Here is a 16,006-nt window from a genome sequence, read left to right on the forward strand (position 1 = left end):
AACTAGGAGACACCGTGGCCCGGAGTGCACTGCTCAGCCGAATCGCCCCGCCGCCGGGCCCGCCGACGGTGCTCGCGGCCGGTCAGCTGACCAACTCCGTCGGGGACGGCGCGTACTACGTCTGTTCTGTCCTTTACTTCACCCGGATCATCGGCCTTTCCCCGACGCAGATCGGTCTCGGTCTCACGATCGGCTGGGCGGTCGGGTTCCTGATGGGCGTGCCACTCGGTCATCTCGCCGACCGTTTCGGCACTCGCGGGGTCGCGACACTGCTGGCGCTCGGCACGAGTGTCGCGGTGGCTTCTTTCCTGGTCGTGCGGACGTTCCCGTTGTTTCTGGTGTCGGTGGTCGTTTATGCGACATGCCAGTCCGGGCTGTCCGCGGCGCGCCAGGCGCTGCTGGCCGCGCTGGTCGAACGGCAGGACCGCACCAAGACGCGGGCGTACCTGCAGGCGGTGACGAACGCGGGTATCGCCATCGGCGCCGCGATCGGCGGCTTGGCGCTGCAGTTCGACACCAAGGAGGCCTACCTCGCCGTCATCGGGATGGACGCGGTGAGCTTCCTGCTTTCGGCGCTGCTGGTCTTGAAACTGCCACCGGTCGCGCCGGTGCCGCATGTCGAAGGCGAGCCGAAGCTCGCCGTGCTGCGCGACAAGCCGTACGCGCTGATCTCCTTCCTCAACATGATCATGCTGCTGCGGATGCCGATCATCAGCCTGGCGACTCCACTGTGGATCACCGAGCGGACGAACGCGCCGACCTGGATGGTGTCCGCGCTGCTCGTGCTGAACACCGCCGTGGTGATGCTGTTCCAGGTGCGGGTGGCGCGAAAAGTGACCGACCTCGGTTCGGCGTCGAAGATCGTCACGCAGTCCGGCTGGGTGATGTTCCTGTCTTGTGTGGTGTTCGCGTTCTCGCAGATCCATGCCGCGGTCTGGATCCCGGTGGCCATTTTGCTGGTCGCCGCGACCATTCAGGTGATCGGCGAGATGCAGCAGTCCGCCGGCGCGTGGGAGATGAGCTTCGAGCTCGCACCCGCTGACAAGCAGGGCCAGTATCAGGGCTTCTTCGGCGCCGGCCTGCCGGTCGCGAGGATGTTGGGGCCGCTGCTGCTGGTCACGCTGATCGTCGAGTGGGGTGCGCCGGGCTGGATTCTGCTGGGTGTCGTTTTCCTGGCCTCCGGGCTGGCGACCGGACCGGCGGTCCGCTGGGCCGAACGCACCCGGCCGGTCACACCGCGACCGGCTCCCGAACCGCTGAACGTGCCAGGAGCACCCGGAACTGACTGAGGATCACCAGCCCGGCCGCGCCGAACAGCAGCGCCATGCCCCACGGCGGCACGATCGAGCCGAGCGAGAGGCAGACCGCGGCGAGCATCTGCGCGACGCGGATGTTCAGGTTGTAGACGGCCATGTACCGGGTCCTGGCCTGTTCCGGGACCATGTTCGCCAGCATCGCCTGCTTGACCGGGACGTTCATCAGCTCACCGATGGTGAACACGAACCCGGCGATCAGCAGTACCCAGCCGGTGTTGGACACGGTCAGCACCATGTACCCGGCCACGAAGATGCCGACACCGCCGAGGAGGCGGACGTTGTCGGAGAGCCGCCGGAACAACAGGTGCGAGAACAACGTGAGGATCACGACGAGAGCGGTGTTCTCGGCACGCAGGATGCCGAGCAGCTCGATGCCATTGGGCAAATCGTGCGCGAGCCGGACGCCGACGTAGTTGGTCAGCTGCAGCTCGATGCCCATGAACAGGGTCGCGGCCACCATGTACCGGATGAACATCCCGTCCCTGATGACCAGTTTGTAGCCCGCGCTGAACTCCGCCAGCGCCGAAGCGCGGGGTGGAGCGTTTTCGACCACCGGCTTCGTCTCCGCGATGAAGAAGTACGTCACGAGAACGACGCCGGCGGTGCAGACGGCGGCGCCGCCGAGCAGCAGCGTGAAGTGTCCGTTGTAGAGGAAACCGCCTGCCAGCCCGCCGATGGCGAGCGCGAGGTTGATCGTCCAGTAGATGAAGGTGTAGACCTGCTTGCGGTCTTCGGGCGTGGTCACGTCGATGATCAGCGCGTCGTTCGCGGGCAATGCGACGCTGGCCGCGAACCGGTTCACCAGGTACGCGCCGTACACGAGCACCGTGTCGCCCCACGAGTCGCCGAGCGCCATCACCGCGAAGGTGAGGACGCCGGCGAACTCGGTGAGCAGCAACGTCTGCCGCCTGCCGCGGGTGTCGGAAATGTGGCCACCCACGAGCATGCCGACGACGCCGAACGAGACCACCACGAACATGAGCACGCCCGCCACCGCGACGCCGTAGCGGAACGCGAGGTAGATGGCCATGAACGAGGTGATCATCGAGTCGAGCAGCCGGTTGACGAACCCGACCCCGATGCGGACCCGCAGATTCGGGTGCAGCTTCAGGAAATTCATTCGGTGATCACCCGCACCAGTGCTTTGATGAGATCGAGGCGGGCGTCCGTCTCGGCCTCGTCCTTGCCGTGGAAGGTCACGAACCCGTGGCGGGTGCGCGAGTCGACGGTCACCGGCAGGGTCCCGCCCACTTCGAACGGGAAGCTGACGTCGCCGACGAACTCCAGATCGCGCACGATGTCCAACCCGTCGATGGACTTGATCGTGCCCGGTATGAACGAGAAGTAGTGGATCCTCGCGACGTCGCCGCGGGTCTTCGGGGTGATCGGGCCGCCTTTCAGCGCGCGGAAGATCTCGCGCTCGAGGTCGAATCCGGTGGCCATTTGGACCAGTTGCGGAATCTTGTCGCCGCCCAGACGTGCCTGGGATTCAACGATTCTCGGGCCGCGCTGGGTCCAGATGACCTCGGTGTGCACCGGGCCGGTCTGGTAACCGGAGACGCGCAGCAGTTCCTTGGTCAGCGTCGCGATCGCCTTGGTCTGGGCGGATTCGGCGACCGGATGTATGTGGCCTGCCTCGACGAAGGTCGGCGGCGGGCCGAGAACCTTGCGGGTGACGCCGATGACGTGGTGCTCACCGTGGATCGACATGCTCTCCACGCTGAACTCGGGGCCGTCGAGGAACTCCTCGATCAGCACCGGGCCGTCGTAGTCGTAGGACTCGAGCAGCTTGCCCCAGTCGGCGAGCTGGGCGCGATCGGTCAGTTTGAACACGCCCTGCGACGCGGCGAGGTCGGTCGGTTTGACGACCACCGGCAGCCGGAAGCCGCCGAGCAGCGCGTCGACGTCACGCCAGTGGTCGGCGTGCGCGTACTGGACGCTCGAAAGCCCGTGCGTGGCCAGCATTTTGCGCATCTCGTGCTTGTTGTTGAGCAGCCGGATCGACCGCGGCGGGTTGACCGCGGTGCCGAGCTCGTCGGCGATCTCGTAGGCGGGGACCATGCTGGCTTCCATGCCTACGTGGTAGACGAGCTCGGCACCGGTGTTCCGGACGGCTTTCGTGATGACTCTGGCGAGCTCCTCCCGGTCGGTGAAGTCGGCGTACATGAGTGAGTCGGCGTGCTGTTCGACCTCCTTCAGGTACTCGGGGAAGTTGAACCCCGGCGGCATCATCGGGCCCATGCCCGGGTCCCAGATCGCGCAGACGGCGAACCCCTCTTGCGTGGCCTTCTCGACGAAGGCCTTGTAGGGCATCACCATCACAAGTGGGGTGACCATGTTCTGCTCCTTACTTCTCGACCTTGATGGTGACGGCCTCGCGGACCCGGTTCTCCAGTTCGTCGAGCTCCTTCACTGTCGGGGCGTCGATGAGGAAGGTGACCGCCCTGTCCTCGGACGCGCTGAGTTCGGTGAGCGTCGTTCCCTTTCCTTTCAGTACGAGCAGTGCTCGCAAGGTGGGCGGGTCGTCTTGGGCACCCGGCTGGATTTCCGGCCACAGGCCGTCCTCGCCGAGCCAGTGCGGCTCTATGCCGTCCCACTCGATGACGACGTCGGCGAGCGTGCCGAGTTCATGCTCCAGGTAGATTTGCCGGGCGTGCCTGGCCGGAGCCGGGTAGCTCGCGTCCTCACCCAGCGCGATCTTCGTGATCTCGGGTTCGGCGGCCGCGCCGGTGGCGAGTCCATAAAGGACCATGATCCCATCGCCGGGCGTGCGGGCCGCGACCTCCATCAGGAAGGGTTTCCCTTCGGCGTCGACGCGCCATTCGGCGTGCGCGATGCCGTTTTCGAAGCCGAGCTTGTCGAGCATCTTCTGGTTGGCGTCGAGCAGCGCGTCCTGGACGTCCAACCGGTCACTGGGCACGCTGTGGGACAGCTCGACGAAGGTGCGGGCGTGTGAGTCGGTCGTCTCCTTGCGGGTGACCGAGGTGAAGATCGCCTTTCCGTGCTGGACAAGGCTTTCGACCGAGAACTCCTGGCCGACGACCTTGGCTTCGACGAGAACGGTCTCGTGTTCCGGGTAGGTTTGGAGTTGCCTGTGCAGCTCGTCCCAGTCGTCGACCATCTCCACACCGGAGCTGGAGTGACGGCTGGCGGGCTTGACCACGGCGGGGAACCGCACGTCCTCAGGGTGCAGTGTTTCGCGCTCGCCTGCCGGGAGCACTATCGACAGTGGACTGAACTCGGGCAGGTAGAACCGCTGCAGGTACTTGCTGCGGCAGACCCGGGTGGCGCGCAGGCCGGGGCTCGGCATGCCGAGCGCGTCGGCGAGTATCCCGGTCGGCTCGACGAGGGTCTCCCCGACGGCGAGCACACCGGCTATCTCGTACTTCTCGCGCCACGCCTGCCCGAGTGCGACGACGCCGGCGTTGTAACTGCCTTCCTCGCTCACACCGCCGTCGATGAAGCCGATTTCGTGGATCATCGAAGCCGGGTGGCCGGGCTCGGCCATCCGGGCGAACGCCTCATCCCGCCAGCGCGCTTGGGTGATCAGGAGGATCTTGAGCCCGCGCTTCGCGAGCTCGGTCAGGTACAGGGAATTGCGGCAGACCACGCCAAAGGTTCCGGTCAGGATGAATGCTTCCATGGGTACTACTTTCAGGTGATGTGAGTACGGAGGACCAGGTCGGTGAGCGCCGGGGCGTCGCCGACGTACTGGGCCGGGTCGAGCAGGTCACGGACGGCGGCGGGGTCGAGCTGCGGCAGTTCCGACGCCAGCAGGTCGACCAGGTCGGCGCCGGTCGCGGCCGATTCCTCGATGAGCCGGGTGAGGAGTTTCTTCGCCGGCGCCTTGCCCAGCAACGGTGCGAGCACCGCGCCGAGCTTCTCCGACACGAGGGCGCTGCCGGTCAGCGCCAGGTTGTCCCGCATGGTTTCGGGCTGCACTCGCAGACCGCCCGCCAGCGCGGCGGCGTTGGTCGCGGCTCCGGCGGCCAGTCGCAGGATTTCCCGCAGTGGCTGCCATTCCGCGTGCCAGCCGCCCGCCGACCGCTCGTCCTCGACGACCATGCTCTGGTACAGCACCAGCGCGTACGCCGGGATCTGCCGCGCCGCGGTCATGATCAGCGTCGAGTACACCGGGTTGTGCTTCTGCGGCATGGCCGAAGAAGCGCCACGTCCCGGCGCGGACGGCTCGGCGACCTCGCCGATCTCGGTCCTGGTCAGCACCTGGACGTCGAGCGCGAACTTCCCGAGCGCACCGGCCACGAAGACCAGCGCGCCCGCGATGTCCGCGATCGGGGTGCGGATGCTGTGCCACGGCACGGACGGCTCCAGCCCGAGGTGCCGCGCGAACGGTTCGATCAGCTCGATCCCGCCGCGGACACCGGCCTGTGCCGCGTATTCGCCATAGGCCGACAAGGTGCCGGCCGCGCCGCCCAGTGACGCGGGCAGCACCACGCGCTCGACGCGCTCGATCGTGTCCAGCACCAGCTTGAGCCAGACCGAGGCCTTGAGCCCGAACGTGATCGGCACCGCGTGCTGGGTCAGCGTGCGGCCCGCCATCGGGGTGCGCCGGTGCTGCCGCGCGAGCTCGGCCATCCCTTCCGCGCATGACCTGAGCTCGGTCAATATCCGGGCGAAGACCCTGGAGGTGACCAGCATCATGGCCGAGTCGAGGATGTCCTGGCTCGTGCTGCCGCGGTGCACGTAGTCGACGGCGTAGTCGTCCATCGACTCCACCACCGCGGTCAGCTGGGCGACCAGCGCGACGACCGGGTTGGCCGTCGCGTACACCCCGGCGGCCAGCCCGCGCAGGTCGAGCCGGTCCGCCGAGCAGGCGGCGACGATGACACGAGCCGCCTCGGCCGGGATCACGCCGAGCTCGGCCTGCGCACGCGCGAGCGCGGCCTCGGCGTCGAGCATGGCCTGCACCCACGCGAGGTCGCTGACCAGCTCGTCGACGCCCGTGCCCGCCCAGCCGGGTGCCAGAATGCCGAAGTCCGTCATAGGCCGGCCGCCTGGCTGAAGCGCAGTGACGCCGCCGAGAGGCTGGCGCGCGCCACGGCGTCCGCGTCGGCCACGATCACCGAGTTGACCCCTGGCCGGATGCCCGCCGCGGTCACCCAGTGCACGGCCTCGGTCGGCACGCCGAACGCGAACCGGCGCGGGTGCGGCTGCCGGGCCGCGCCCACCAGGTTGTACGGCCGGTTGGACACCGCGAGCCCGCCGGTCTGGTAGTGCCCGCCGGAGTTGCTCGGGATCCGGTAGACCCGTGCCTCGCCACGCGCCAGGAGACTGCCCATCAGCGGGTCGGTCGTGCGGCGCAGGTCGGGCTCGGGCAGCCGGGCCTCGATCAGCGCGGTCGCGCGGATCACCTGCTCGGGGATCTCGCTGGAGCCGACCTGGAAGCCGAGTCCGTCGTCCGGGGTCTCGACGATCATGCCGGGGCCCACCATCTCGATGACGTCGGCCTCGATCAGCGCGACCAGCTCCTCGATCCGCCTGGCGGGCGGGCCGATGGACACGAACGCGTTGAACGGGGTGTACCAGCCGAGCAGGTCGTCACGGTAGGAGTCACCGGACAGTCCACTGTGGTCGACGATCAGCCTGATCTCGTTGCGGAGATCGCGCATGACGTCGAGCGCGGCCTTCAGCGGGCTGGAAACGTTGCCGCGCTTGGCTTCCTTCACGTCGTTGGACAGGTAGGGGATGAGCCACTCGCGGTATTCGGCCGCGTTCGCGAACTTCTTCTCGCCGTACGGCTTCGAGATCGCGTGCCAGTCCCAGCGCTCCTCCGGCGCTATGCCGGAGCGTTCGAGCAAGGACTCCTCGGCCTGCGATTCGATCCGAGTGAACGGGTCGAACCGGTTCGCGTCGCCGGCGTCCTCGATCTCCAGCGCGCGGTAGCGGCGCAGGAACGTGTCCGCGTCGCAGCCGCAGTGCCGCTCGGTGAGCAGCGTCGAGTAGTAGACCGCGCGGATCTCACGGTCGATGAGCGGCCAGACCTCCGTGCGGAAGTTCGCCCGGTGCCCGCGGCTGGCGCGCTGCCGGAAACCGGCGACGACGTCAGCGGTCAGGAACATCGCGTCGTGGCGGCCGTACGGGCCCTTCTGGTTCTCACCACGCGCGTGGTACGGGATGCCGCGCCGGGATCCGGTGATGATCCTGGGCTCGGCTCCCGAAGCGTGGTAGACGAGCTTTCCGTTGCCGTCACGGGAAAACTCCCCGCCACGGCCGACGGTCAGCAGCGCCATGTAGTCGAAGAAGTTGAGCCCGAGTCCTCTGAGGATGGTCGGCTGACCCGGCTCCAGGAACCCGAGGTCGAGGTCGGCCGGGTTGATCGGCGGGACGTAGTCGAGGCCCTGGCGGGCCGAGTAGTCGGCGAGCGTGCTCTCGTTCTCGGTCGGGATGCTCGGCAGGTGGCCCTGTGTGAGCACGACGGCGTCCAGGCTCTCCAGCGTGCTGCCGTCGGACAGCGTGACGGTCTGCGTGCCGTCCGAGTCGTCGGACAGCGAGGTCGCCGTGAGCGCGTGCAGTTCGATCGACAGATGGTCCACAGTGGTCTTGAGCAGGTGCCGCAGCACCCACTGCAGGTAGTGCCCGTAGAAGGCACGTGACGGGTAGGAGTCGGGGCCGAGCCGCTTGGCCTCTTTTTCCACCCACTCGGGCACTTTGCCCGCGAACGTGTGCACGAAACGAGCCCAGTCGTGCAGGCTCGGGCCCGCCACGACCGGACCGGCGCAGTCGACCGAGTCGTCGGCGAACATGGTGATCTGCGAGGCGACGGTGTTCATCAGCAGTTCGGTGGACTGCGAAGTGCGCCAGACGTTGCTGCCGCCGAGGATGTGCGGGTCGATGACGTGGACGGTCACGTGCTGGGTCGGGTCGCGATCACGGGCGTTGGCGCACAGTCTTTCCAGGACGGAGAGGCCTCTTGGCCCGGCACCGATGATGCAGAGTTCCATAGTTTCTCCTAGGCGGCGTTCACAAGTTCAGTGCCGTGCGAGGCTTGGAAGCTGGCTCGGCAGGTGCGGACGATCTGCTGGGTCGCCGGGTTGTCCGGGGTCTCGCCGCAACGGGGACAGGTCAGCACGACCACGCCCATCAGGTCATCGACGGCCACGGACAGCGGGCTTTCACACCCGCGGCACCAGCGGTGCCCGGTCACCGGGATCACGTGCAAAGGTGAGGAGACACATTCATGCGCCCACCGGCGGTGGTATCGGCAGCTGATCCGCTCGTGCGGATTGAGGCCACGCCGGTCTTCCGCGAAATCCTCGTCGGCCAATACCGAGTCCAATGTGGACATGGGTCTCACCCCAGGAATGTGTGTTACGCGAAGTCGGGGGCGGGCCGGACGACGCCGCCCATCTTGCGGCCGATACCCATGGCGAGCAGCTCCAGCTTGGTCATCAAGCCGCGGAACGCCTCGGGCACCAGTGCCTGCTTGCCGTCGCAGAGCGCCTGCTCCGGCTGCACGTGGATGTCGATGAGAAGCGCGTCGGCGCCGGCGGCCGCCGCGGCCAGCGTCATCGGCTCGACCAGCGCGGGAATGCCGACCGAGTGGCTCGGGTCGACCATCACCGGCAGGTGCGAGCGCTGCTTCATCAGCGCGACCGCCGAGAGGTCGAGGGTGAACCGGGTCGAGTGCTCGAAGGTGCGGATACCGCGCTCGCACAGCACGACCTGGTCGTTGCCCTGCGCGGTGATGTACTCCGACGCGGCGAGCGTCTCGTCGACCGTGCAGCCGAAACCGCGCTTGAGCACGACCGGCAGGCCCGCCTTGCCGACCTCGGAGAGCAGCTCGAAGTTCTGCATGTTGCGGGCGCCGATCTGGAAGCCGTCGATGGTCTCGGCGAGGCGCTCGACGTGCCGCGGGTCGACGCACTCGGTGAGGATCGGCAGCCCGGTGTGGGCGCGAGCTTCCTCCAGGAGCTCGAGCCCGGCCCAGCGCAGGCCCTGGAACGAGTAGGGCGAGGTGCGGGGCTTGAACGCGCCGCCGCGGAGGCCGACGGAGCCGTACTGCGCGGCGACCGAGGCGGTGGCCATCATCTGCTCGCGGTTCTCGACCGCGCACGGCCCGGCGAAGACGGCGACGGAGCCGTCACCGACCTTGGCGTCGCCGATGGTGACGATGGTGCCTTCAGGGCGCAGCTCGCGGCGGCCGAGGCGGAAGTCGCCCTTGGAGGCGACCTCGTGCTTCGGGGCGGGCAGCCCGGCCGGTGCGGGGATCTCGGTGCCGGGGCCCTTGGCGATCACGACTATGGAATCCCCGAGTTTCACTGAATTCGCGGTGGTGCCGGTGGAGTCGAAGTGCTGCAGCCAGCCGTCGACGTTGGTGCCGGCGGCGAAAACCAGGAGCGACTCAGACATGACTTTTCTCCTCAGAACAGGTGGGGTGTGGTGTGGGTTTGAAACTCGAAACGGTGGTGTGGAACGGGAAGGCCCCCTCCGCCGAGAGGGGTCGGCGAAAGGGGCCTTCCCGCATGGGCGCTACGCCGAGGCGACGTAGCGCGGGTCTGCGGCGGAGGTGTAGACCTCCAGCGCGTTGTACTTCTCACGCAGTTCGCGCTTGAGCACCTTGCCGGTCACGCCGACCGGGAGGTCCTCCTCGTACTGCGCGATCTCGAGCACACCGACGGGCAGGTGACCGGCGGCGACGAGAGCCTCGTTCGCCAGGGTCAGCAGCTTGTCGGCTTCGACGACCGAGTCGCCGGTGGTGACGATCGCGACGGGCACGATCTGCCCGTCCCGCTTGCCCGCCACGACCGCGGCGTCGATGACGTCGGGCACGTCGGCGAGGATGACCTCCTCCATGAAGACCGAGTAGCCGACGCCGTTCGCGGTTTCGATGGCGTCGACCGAGCGGTCGACCAGGAAGTGGTCGCCGTTGGCGTCGCGGTACGCGTTGTCACCGGTCAGCCAGTAGCCCGACAGGCGGCTGCGGTAGGTGATGTCGGAGTTCGCCCAGTACCCGGGGGTGATGGCGGGGCCACGCGCCCCGAGCAGGCCGATCTCGTTGTCTCCCGCGATGGTGCCGTCGGCACGGAGCACGACGACCTCCGCGACCCCGACGGGCTTGCCGGCGCACCGGTCGTTGCGCGCCGTGTCGAGGTTGCGGATCTTGAGCAGCACGCCCCAGCCGAGCTCGGTGGTGCCGAGCCGGTCGAAGAACGCCGACTGCGGCTTGTCCTTGCTCCGCAGGCCCAGGATGTGCTTGATGTGCGCCTCGTGCACGGCGTCACCGATGGACACCCACACGTTCACCGAGTCGAGCACGCCGGGCTCCAGCTTGAGGCCCGGGATCTCGGAGTAGGCGTGCGCGAAGGACATCACCGCGGTGGGCTTGTACTCCGCGACGTCCGCGATGAGCTCGTCACCGGGACGGTCGAAGGCCGCGATCGTGTTGGCGCCCGCCAGCACCGCGTACGTGGTGTACGCGATGCAGCCGAGGTGCGACTGCGGCAGCGACGTCATCGTGAGCGCGCCCGGGTTCTCCTTGTGGTCGACCAGCCGGAACTTCGGACCGGCCGTGATCGACTGGTGCGTGTGGATGGTCGGCTTCGGGATACCGGTGGTGCCCGAGGAGTGCAGGATGGTGACCGGGTCCTCGTTGTTGTGCTTGAACCGGCCCTCCGGCGGCAGCACGGCCGCCGGGGGAGCGGGCTGCTCCTCGACGGTCGTGATCCACTGCAGGTCCAGCTCGCCTGCGCCGATCTTGTCGTACCTCGCCTGGTCGATGTACAGGCCGACCGGGGTGGTCTGCCTGATCAGCGAGTGGGCGATCTCCTTGGACGCGTTGCTGTTGATCAGCACCGCGATGGCGCCGATCTGCGCCAAGGCGTAGAAGTGCACGGAGTAGGCGAACGAGTCCTCGAAGTAGACGGCGACGCGGTCACGCGGGCTGACACCCTTGCCGCGGTACCAGACCGACCAGCTCTGCACGAGCTGGTCGAGCTCCAGCAGGCTGAACTCGTGCTGAGGCTGCCCGTCGGTGTTGATGACGGGACGCTCGGTGCGCAGGAAGGGCTTGTCAGGAGCAGAGCTGTAGGCGATCGCCGAAGGGAGCAGGTTCCCGCCACCGACGGTCTCGTCAGCGCTGAGCTTGGCACGCTGGTCCGGCGACAGGATGGTCTCGATCGACAGAGTCATATGGATACGCCTTTCGGTCAAGAGGATTCAGGTCTTTACTGCGCGATGTCTGGGTGCTGAGGAAGTCGGTTCGTGGTCGCTTCCTCCTTCCGTGCGTTCGGAAAAGTCAGAGGGTCTTGAAGGCCTCGGCGCACAGGTCCTGGTAATGGACGAGGTCGGTGCCGAGGAAGTCACGCAGGCTGTCGAGAACCGTCGTGAAGGCGGCCTCGTTCCCGGTCTCCACCATCTCCGCGAGACGGTGGATGTTGCCCGCCAAGGCTTTCCGTGCCGGAACGGCTTGCGGATTGCCCGCTTGGACGTCCCAGTAGACCTCTGGGGTGCCCGAAGCGACCCTGGCGAGCAGGGCGAGCATGGTCTTGTGCGGCGGCGGCGCGATCGCGCTGAGCTCCTCGATCCCGACGTCGAGCTCGGTCAGCGCGAGGCCGAACGAGAGCACCGCGGCGTGCGTCAGCGCCTGGCTGGCGCCGGCGAGCCGGTCGTGCTCGTGCTCGGTGACCTCCACGACGCGTGCGCCCCAGCTTTCGATGAGGCGCACCAGTTCCCGGCCGCGCGGCCCGTCACGGACCACGACCGCGGCCACCGGCCGTCCCTCGAAACCCAGTGAGGGCGCGAACATCGGGTTGACGCTGAGCATCTCGCCGTCGTCGTACTCACGGGCCGCGGTGACGAACGGCTCCTTGACCGAGAGTGTGTCGACCAGCAGCGCGTCCGGCCGCATGGCGTGCGAGATGCCGCTGAGTGCCTTCAGCGCCACCGGTTCCGGGACGGCCAGCACCACGAGGTCGGCCTTGCCGAGTTCCTCGGCCAGCGCGGCGTCGATCTTCGTGATGTCACCACCGGCCGAAGCGTCCACAATGGTCACCTCGGCCCCGGAACCCCGGAGGCGGCCGGCGAACAAGCCGCCGACCGCCCCCGTACCACCCACCACCACACAGTGTCCTAATCGGACTGTCATGGGATCGCCGTCTCGAGCACGGCGGTGATCATCGCCCGCGACTTGACCGAGGTCTCCTCGAACTCCTCCTCGGCGTCCGACAGCGCGATGACCGCGCCGCCGACACCGAAGCTGAGCTTGTTCTCGGTCGCCACCAGTGTGCGGATGACGATGTTCAGGTCGACCGCGCCCGCCAGTGAGAACCAGCCGATCGCGCCGGAGTAGACGCCACGGGGGCCTTCCTCCAGCCGGTCGATGATCTCCAGCGTGCGCAGCTTCGGCGCGCCCGTCATGGACCCGCCGGGGAAGGTGGCGCGGACACAGCCGACCACCGACTCCTCGGCGCGCAGCGTGCCGCGGATGGTCGACACCAGCTGGTGCACCGGCGCGTAGGTCTCGACGTCGAACAGCTTCGGCACGTGCACCGAGCCGATCTCCGAGACGATGTTGAGGTCGTTGCGCAGCAGGTCGACGATCATCAGGTTCTCGGCCTGGTCCTTCTCGTTGCTGAGCAGATCCTGGCGCAGCGCCTCGTCCTCGGCCGGTGTCGCGCCGCGCGGGCGGGTGCCCTTGATCGGCTTGGCCTCCACGCCGCGATCGGTGCCGATCGACACGAACCGCTCCGGCGACGCGCTCAGCACGGCCACGCCGGGGAAGTCCAGCAGCGCGCCATAGGGCACGGGGCTGATCTGGCGCAGATAGCTGTAGGTGGTCAGCGGATCGATCTTCGCGTCGAGTTCGACGTGGTTGGTCAGGCAGATCTCGTACGACTCGCCGTCGCGGATCTCCTGGAAGCACTCGTTGATGCGCTTGAGATACGCGTCCTTGTCGTGCCTCGGCAGGATGAGCTGGTGCGATTCCGGGTCGGCCATGCCGACCAGCTTCGGCTTCGCGACCGGCTCGACCACCGGCTCGGTGAGGTCGAACAGCTTGTCGCCGGTCGCCGCGAGCCAGCCTTCGGCGTCTCCACTGTCCTCTTTGGACAACGCGAGCAGGTAGGCCGTGCCCTCGACGTGGTCGATCGCCACCATGCGGTCCGCGAACAGCACGGCCGCGTCGGGCTCGTCGGGGTTGTACTCGTGGCTCGCGCCGGCTTCGTACTTGAGCTCGTAGCCCAGGTAGCCGACGTAGCCGAGGTTGAACTCGAACGGCAGCCCTTCCGGGACCGGGACGACCCGGTCGCGCAGCTGCTCGTCGAGATACTCGAAGAACGGCTGCTCGACGCGCTCGACGCCGGTGGCGGTGCGGACGGTCACCGCGGCTTCGCTGTTGCGGAACGTGACGTACTCCGCGAGCGGCCCGGAGCCGTCCCCGATAAAGGAGAACCGCGACAGCCCCTCGATGACCGAGCTGCTGTCCAGCCAGAAGCTGTGCTCGTTGCCGGAGAACAGCGCCCGGTACACGGCCTCCGCGTCCGGCAGCACGCCGAGTTCGCGGACGTGCACCTGATACGCGGCGGGCGCGGATTCCGTGACGGCTTCGGCGGGCTCTGGCCGGGTTTCGGCCGCGGCGGCCACGGGCGGGTTGGCGGAAAGCGCCAGGTCGCGAAAGTTGGCGAGCAGCTCCCTCCCGAACTCGCTGCTGATCGACTCGGGGTGGAACTGCACGCCCCAGATCGGCAGCTCGCGGTGCCGCACACCCATGACGATGCCGTCACGCGTCCAGGCGATCTCCTCGAGCTCGTCGGGCACTTTGGTGGCCGCGAGCGAGTGATAGCGCACCACGTTGTACGGCGACGGCAGGCCCTCGAAGATATCGGCGCCGGTGTGCACGACCGGCCAGACCCGGCCGTGCATCGGCTCCGGGGCGTGGTCGACGGTGCCGCCGAACAGGTGCACGATGCCCTGGTGGCCAAGGCAGACGCCGAGTACCGGCAGCCCGCTTTCGAGGATCGTCCGCGCGCTGACCCCGAAATCTCGTTCACGGTCAGGGCTTCCTGGTCCGGGCGAGATGACCACGCCGTCGTACGCGCCGAAGTCGATGCTCGCGAAGTCGGCGTCGTTGCGCACGACGTCCGGCGCCTGGCCGTTGACCTCACCGAGCAGCTGGTACAGGTTGTAGGTGAAGGAGTCGTAGTTGTCGATCAGCAGAGTGCGCATGGTGCTCAGGCCTCTCAGGAGGTCGGGACGCCGATGACGAGGTCCTCGACGCGGCAGGTTTCGGCGATGATCAGGTCGTAGAGCCGGCGCAGGAAGTCGGTGTCGACACCGTTCGCCTCGCCATAACGGGCCGCGCGCTGCTGGACGATGCCGATCCGGTGCGGCTGCATCATCGGGACGTCGTGCTCGCGCTTGTACTCCGCGATGTCCACGCAGATCCCGATCCGGGTGCGCAGCACGTCGAGGAGCTGCTCGTCGGTGCGGTCGAGCTGAGAACGCAGTGCTTCCAACAGGTTTTCGGGCATGACAAAAAGACCCTTCGAGTTCATCGTGGTCGGATCAGGCGGCGAAGCGGTCGACGAAACAGTCCGTCGTGATGCCGAATGGCGCGTCGAACAGGATCGAACCGGGCAGCTCCGCCCGGATGCCTGCCGGGGCGTTGGACAGCACGGGTTCGAGCCGCACCGCCCGTCCCGGCACGGCGTTGTCCACGTAGATCTGCCGCGCGCGGCGGCGCGGCGCCGGGTGATGCTCGACCTCGCCGAGCCGTTCCCCGGTCGCGAGGTGCCACAGCGCGGCGATGTCCTCGGGCACCCAGGTCGCGAACGCGACGAGCACCGGCTGCCCGCGTGACATCTGGAACTCCGCGTGCGCCGTGCCCTCGGTGACCGCGTGGCGGCGCACGGCCTCGGCGTTGGCCTCGAAGAGCAGGTTCTCCTCGCCGATGCCCAGTTCCGCGGGGGAGGTGTGGCCACGCTCGTGCTCCGTGGCGCCCTGCCAGACCACTTTTCCGTGTCGCACCAGCGACTGCACCGAGAACATGGGAATCCTCCTCCTGGAACGACGAACGCCCTGCCCGAATGTCCCGGGCAGGGCGTTCGTCTGTGTGTCTGGCTTTTAGTCGTAGCTCAGGTCCCCGGTACGGGTCCGCTTGAGCTCGAAGAAGTACGGGTACTCCGACATGGTCCGCGCCGCGTCGAACAGCTTCGCCGCCTCTTCACCGCGCGGGATCTTGCTGAGCACCGGGCCGAAGAAGGCGACACCGTCGATGTGGATGGTCGGCGTGCCGACCTCCTCGCCGACCGGGTCCATGCCCTCGTGGTGGCTCTTCTTCAGCGCCTCGTCGTACTCCGTGCTCTTCGCCGCTTCGGCGAGCTCGGCAGGCAGGCCGACCTCGGCGAGCGCTTCGGCGATCACCACGTCGAAGTCCTTGTTGCCGCCGTTGTGGATCCGGGTGCCCAGCGCGGTGTAGAGGTCGCGCAGCACCGGCTCGCCCTTGAGCTGGGCGGCCGCGATCGCGACGCGCACCGGTCCCCAGGCGCGGTCGCAGAACTCGCGGTACCACGGCTCGAGCTCACGGCCTTCGTTGAGCACGCCCAGGCTCATCACCCGGAAGCGCAGGTCGATGTCCCGGTGCTGCTCGACCTCCAGTATCCACCGCGAGGTGATCCAGGCGAACGGGCACGCGGGGTCGAAGTAGAAGTCGACGGCCACCATGGTTTCGTAGT

Annotated in this window: 14 protein-coding genes; 1 reads left to right on the plus strand and 13 read right to left on the minus strand. The window is 67.7% G+C overall.

What is annotated here, in order from left to right:
• Window positions 1–14 precede the first annotated feature (14 nt).
• Entirely contained in the window at window positions 15–1,289 is a 1,275-nt protein-coding gene (locus tag AB5J62_RS07340) for an MFS transporter (RefSeq protein ID WP_370947361.1), read from the plus strand.
• Here AB5J62_RS07340 and AB5J62_RS07345 read toward each other — a convergent pair.
• From AB5J62_RS07345 to AB5J62_RS07405, 13 genes are all read right to left on the minus strand, one after another.
• Window positions 1,231–2,436, minus strand: coding sequence for an MFS transporter (locus AB5J62_RS07345; RefSeq protein ID WP_370947362.1), 1,206 nt, complete (start codon window positions 2,434–2,436; stop codon window positions 1,231–1,233). The two genes, AB5J62_RS07340 and AB5J62_RS07345, sit on opposite strands and share 59 nt — an antisense overlap.
• Complete coding sequence (locus tag AB5J62_RS07350; RefSeq protein ID WP_370947363.1) at window positions 2,433–3,653, minus strand: ATP-grasp domain-containing protein; 1,221 nt, start codon at window positions 3,651–3,653, stop codon at window positions 2,433–2,435. The genes AB5J62_RS07345 and AB5J62_RS07350 overlap by 4 nt, the downstream gene beginning before the upstream one ends.
• A gap of 10 nt (window positions 3,654–3,663) precedes the next feature.
• Window positions 3,664–4,959 carry an acetyl-CoA carboxylase biotin carboxylase subunit family protein gene (locus tag AB5J62_RS07355; RefSeq protein WP_370947364.1) on the minus strand — a complete coding sequence of 432 codons (1,296 nt, stop codon included), beginning with the start codon at window positions 4,957–4,959 and terminating at the stop codon, window positions 3,664–3,666.
• Window positions 4,960–4,970: 11 nt separating this feature from the next.
• On the minus strand, window positions 4,971–6,320 hold the full coding sequence (locus AB5J62_RS07360) for an adenylosuccinate lyase family protein (protein ID WP_370947365.1): 1,350 nt from the start codon (window positions 6,318–6,320) through the stop codon (window positions 4,971–4,973).
• Complete coding sequence (locus AB5J62_RS07365) at window positions 6,317–8,278, minus strand: FAD/NAD(P)-binding protein (RefSeq protein WP_370947366.1); 1,962 nt, start codon at window positions 8,276–8,278, stop codon at window positions 6,317–6,319. Before AB5J62_RS07365 ends, AB5J62_RS07360 begins: the two co-directional genes overlap by 4 nt.
• An 8-nt stretch (window positions 8,279–8,286) precedes the next feature.
• The gene (locus AB5J62_RS07370) at window positions 8,287–8,622 is read right to left on the minus strand and encodes a hypothetical protein (protein WP_370947367.1); all 336 of its coding nucleotides are present in this window, start codon (window positions 8,620–8,622) and stop codon (window positions 8,287–8,289) included.
• Window positions 8,623–8,645: 23 nt separating this feature from the next.
• The gene (gene aroF / locus AB5J62_RS07375) at window positions 8,646–9,686 is read right to left on the minus strand and encodes a 3-deoxy-7-phosphoheptulonate synthase (RefSeq protein ID WP_370947368.1); all 1,041 of its coding nucleotides are present in this window, start codon (window positions 9,684–9,686) and stop codon (window positions 8,646–8,648) included.
• Between the two features lie 120 nt (window positions 9,687–9,806).
• On the minus strand, window positions 9,807–11,465 hold the full coding sequence (locus AB5J62_RS07380) for a class I adenylate-forming enzyme family protein (RefSeq protein WP_370947369.1): 1,659 nt from the start codon (window positions 11,463–11,465) through the stop codon (window positions 9,807–9,809).
• A 106-nt stretch (window positions 11,466–11,571) separates the two neighbouring features.
• Window positions 11,572–12,390: a prephenate dehydrogenase/arogenate dehydrogenase family protein gene (locus AB5J62_RS07385; protein WP_370947370.1), complete on the minus strand. Its 819-nt coding sequence runs from the start codon at window positions 12,388–12,390 to the stop codon at window positions 11,572–11,574.
• 26 nt (window positions 12,391–12,416) lie between these two features.
• Window positions 12,417–14,498 carry an aminodeoxychorismate synthase component I gene (pabB, locus tag AB5J62_RS07390; RefSeq protein ID WP_370947371.1) on the minus strand — a complete coding sequence of 694 codons (2,082 nt, stop codon included), beginning with the start codon at window positions 14,496–14,498 and terminating at the stop codon, window positions 12,417–12,419.
• A gap of 14 nt (window positions 14,499–14,512) precedes the next feature.
• Entirely contained in the window at window positions 14,513–14,803 is a 291-nt protein-coding gene (locus tag AB5J62_RS07395; RefSeq protein WP_091294831.1) for a chorismate mutase family protein, read from the minus strand.
• Between the two features lie 34 nt (window positions 14,804–14,837).
• Complete coding sequence (locus AB5J62_RS07400) at window positions 14,838–15,320, minus strand: hypothetical protein (RefSeq protein ID WP_370947372.1); 483 nt, start codon at window positions 15,318–15,320, stop codon at window positions 14,838–14,840.
• A 75-nt stretch (window positions 15,321–15,395) separates the two neighbouring features.
• Window positions 15,396–15,995, minus strand: coding sequence for a DsbA family protein (locus AB5J62_RS07405; RefSeq protein WP_370947373.1), 600 nt, complete (start codon window positions 15,993–15,995; stop codon window positions 15,396–15,398).
• Between the last annotated feature and the right edge of the window lie 11 nt (window positions 15,996–16,006).

The organism is Amycolatopsis sp. cg5 (assembly GCF_041346955.1).
Lineage (GTDB): Bacteria > Actinomycetota > Actinomycetes > Mycobacteriales > Pseudonocardiaceae > Amycolatopsis.

What these genes read in the sequence shown, in the direction of transcription:
- AB5J62_RS07380 (WP_370947369.1), bottom strand. Translation starts at nt 11,465, where the DNA reads ATGACTCTGTCGATCGAGACCATCCTGTCGCCGGACCAGCGTGCCAAG.
- AB5J62_RS07360 (WP_370947365.1), bottom strand. Translation starts at nt 6,320, where the DNA reads ATGACGGACTTCGGCATTCTGGCACCCGGCTGGGCGGGCACGGGCGTC.
- AB5J62_RS07350 (WP_370947363.1), bottom strand. Translation starts at nt 3,653, where the DNA reads ATGGTCACCCCACTTGTGATGGTGATGCCCTACAAGGCCTTCGTCGAG.
- AB5J62_RS07405 (WP_370947373.1), bottom strand. Translation starts at nt 15,995, where the DNA reads ATGGTGGCCGTCGACTTCTACTTCGACCCCGCGTGCCCGTTCGCCTGG.
- AB5J62_RS07370 (WP_370947367.1), bottom strand. Translation starts at nt 8,622, where the DNA reads ATGTCCACATTGGACTCGGTATTGGCCGACGAGGATTTCGCGGAAGAC.
- AB5J62_RS07365 (WP_370947366.1), bottom strand. Translation starts at nt 8,278, where the DNA reads ATGGAACTCTGCATCATCGGTGCCGGGCCAAGAGGCCTCTCCGTCCTG.
- AB5J62_RS07345 (WP_370947362.1), bottom strand. Translation starts at nt 2,436, where the DNA reads ATGAATTTCCTGAAGCTGCACCCGAATCTGCGGGTCCGCATCGGGGTC.
- pabB (WP_370947371.1), bottom strand. Translation starts at nt 14,498, where the DNA reads ATGCGCACTCTGCTGATCGACAACTACGACTCCTTCACCTACAACCTG.
- AB5J62_RS07400 (WP_370947372.1), bottom strand. Translation starts at nt 15,320, where the DNA reads ATGTTCTCGGTGCAGTCGCTGGTGCGACACGGAAAAGTGGTCTGGCAG.
- aroF (WP_370947368.1), bottom strand. Translation starts at nt 9,686, where the DNA reads ATGTCTGAGTCGCTCCTGGTTTTCGCCGCCGGCACCAACGTCGACGGC.
- AB5J62_RS07395 (WP_091294831.1), bottom strand. Translation starts at nt 14,803, where the DNA reads ATGCCCGAAAACCTGTTGGAAGCACTGCGTTCTCAGCTCGACCGCACC.
- AB5J62_RS07355 (WP_370947364.1), bottom strand. Translation starts at nt 4,959, where the DNA reads ATGGAAGCATTCATCCTGACCGGAACCTTTGGCGTGGTCTGCCGCAAT.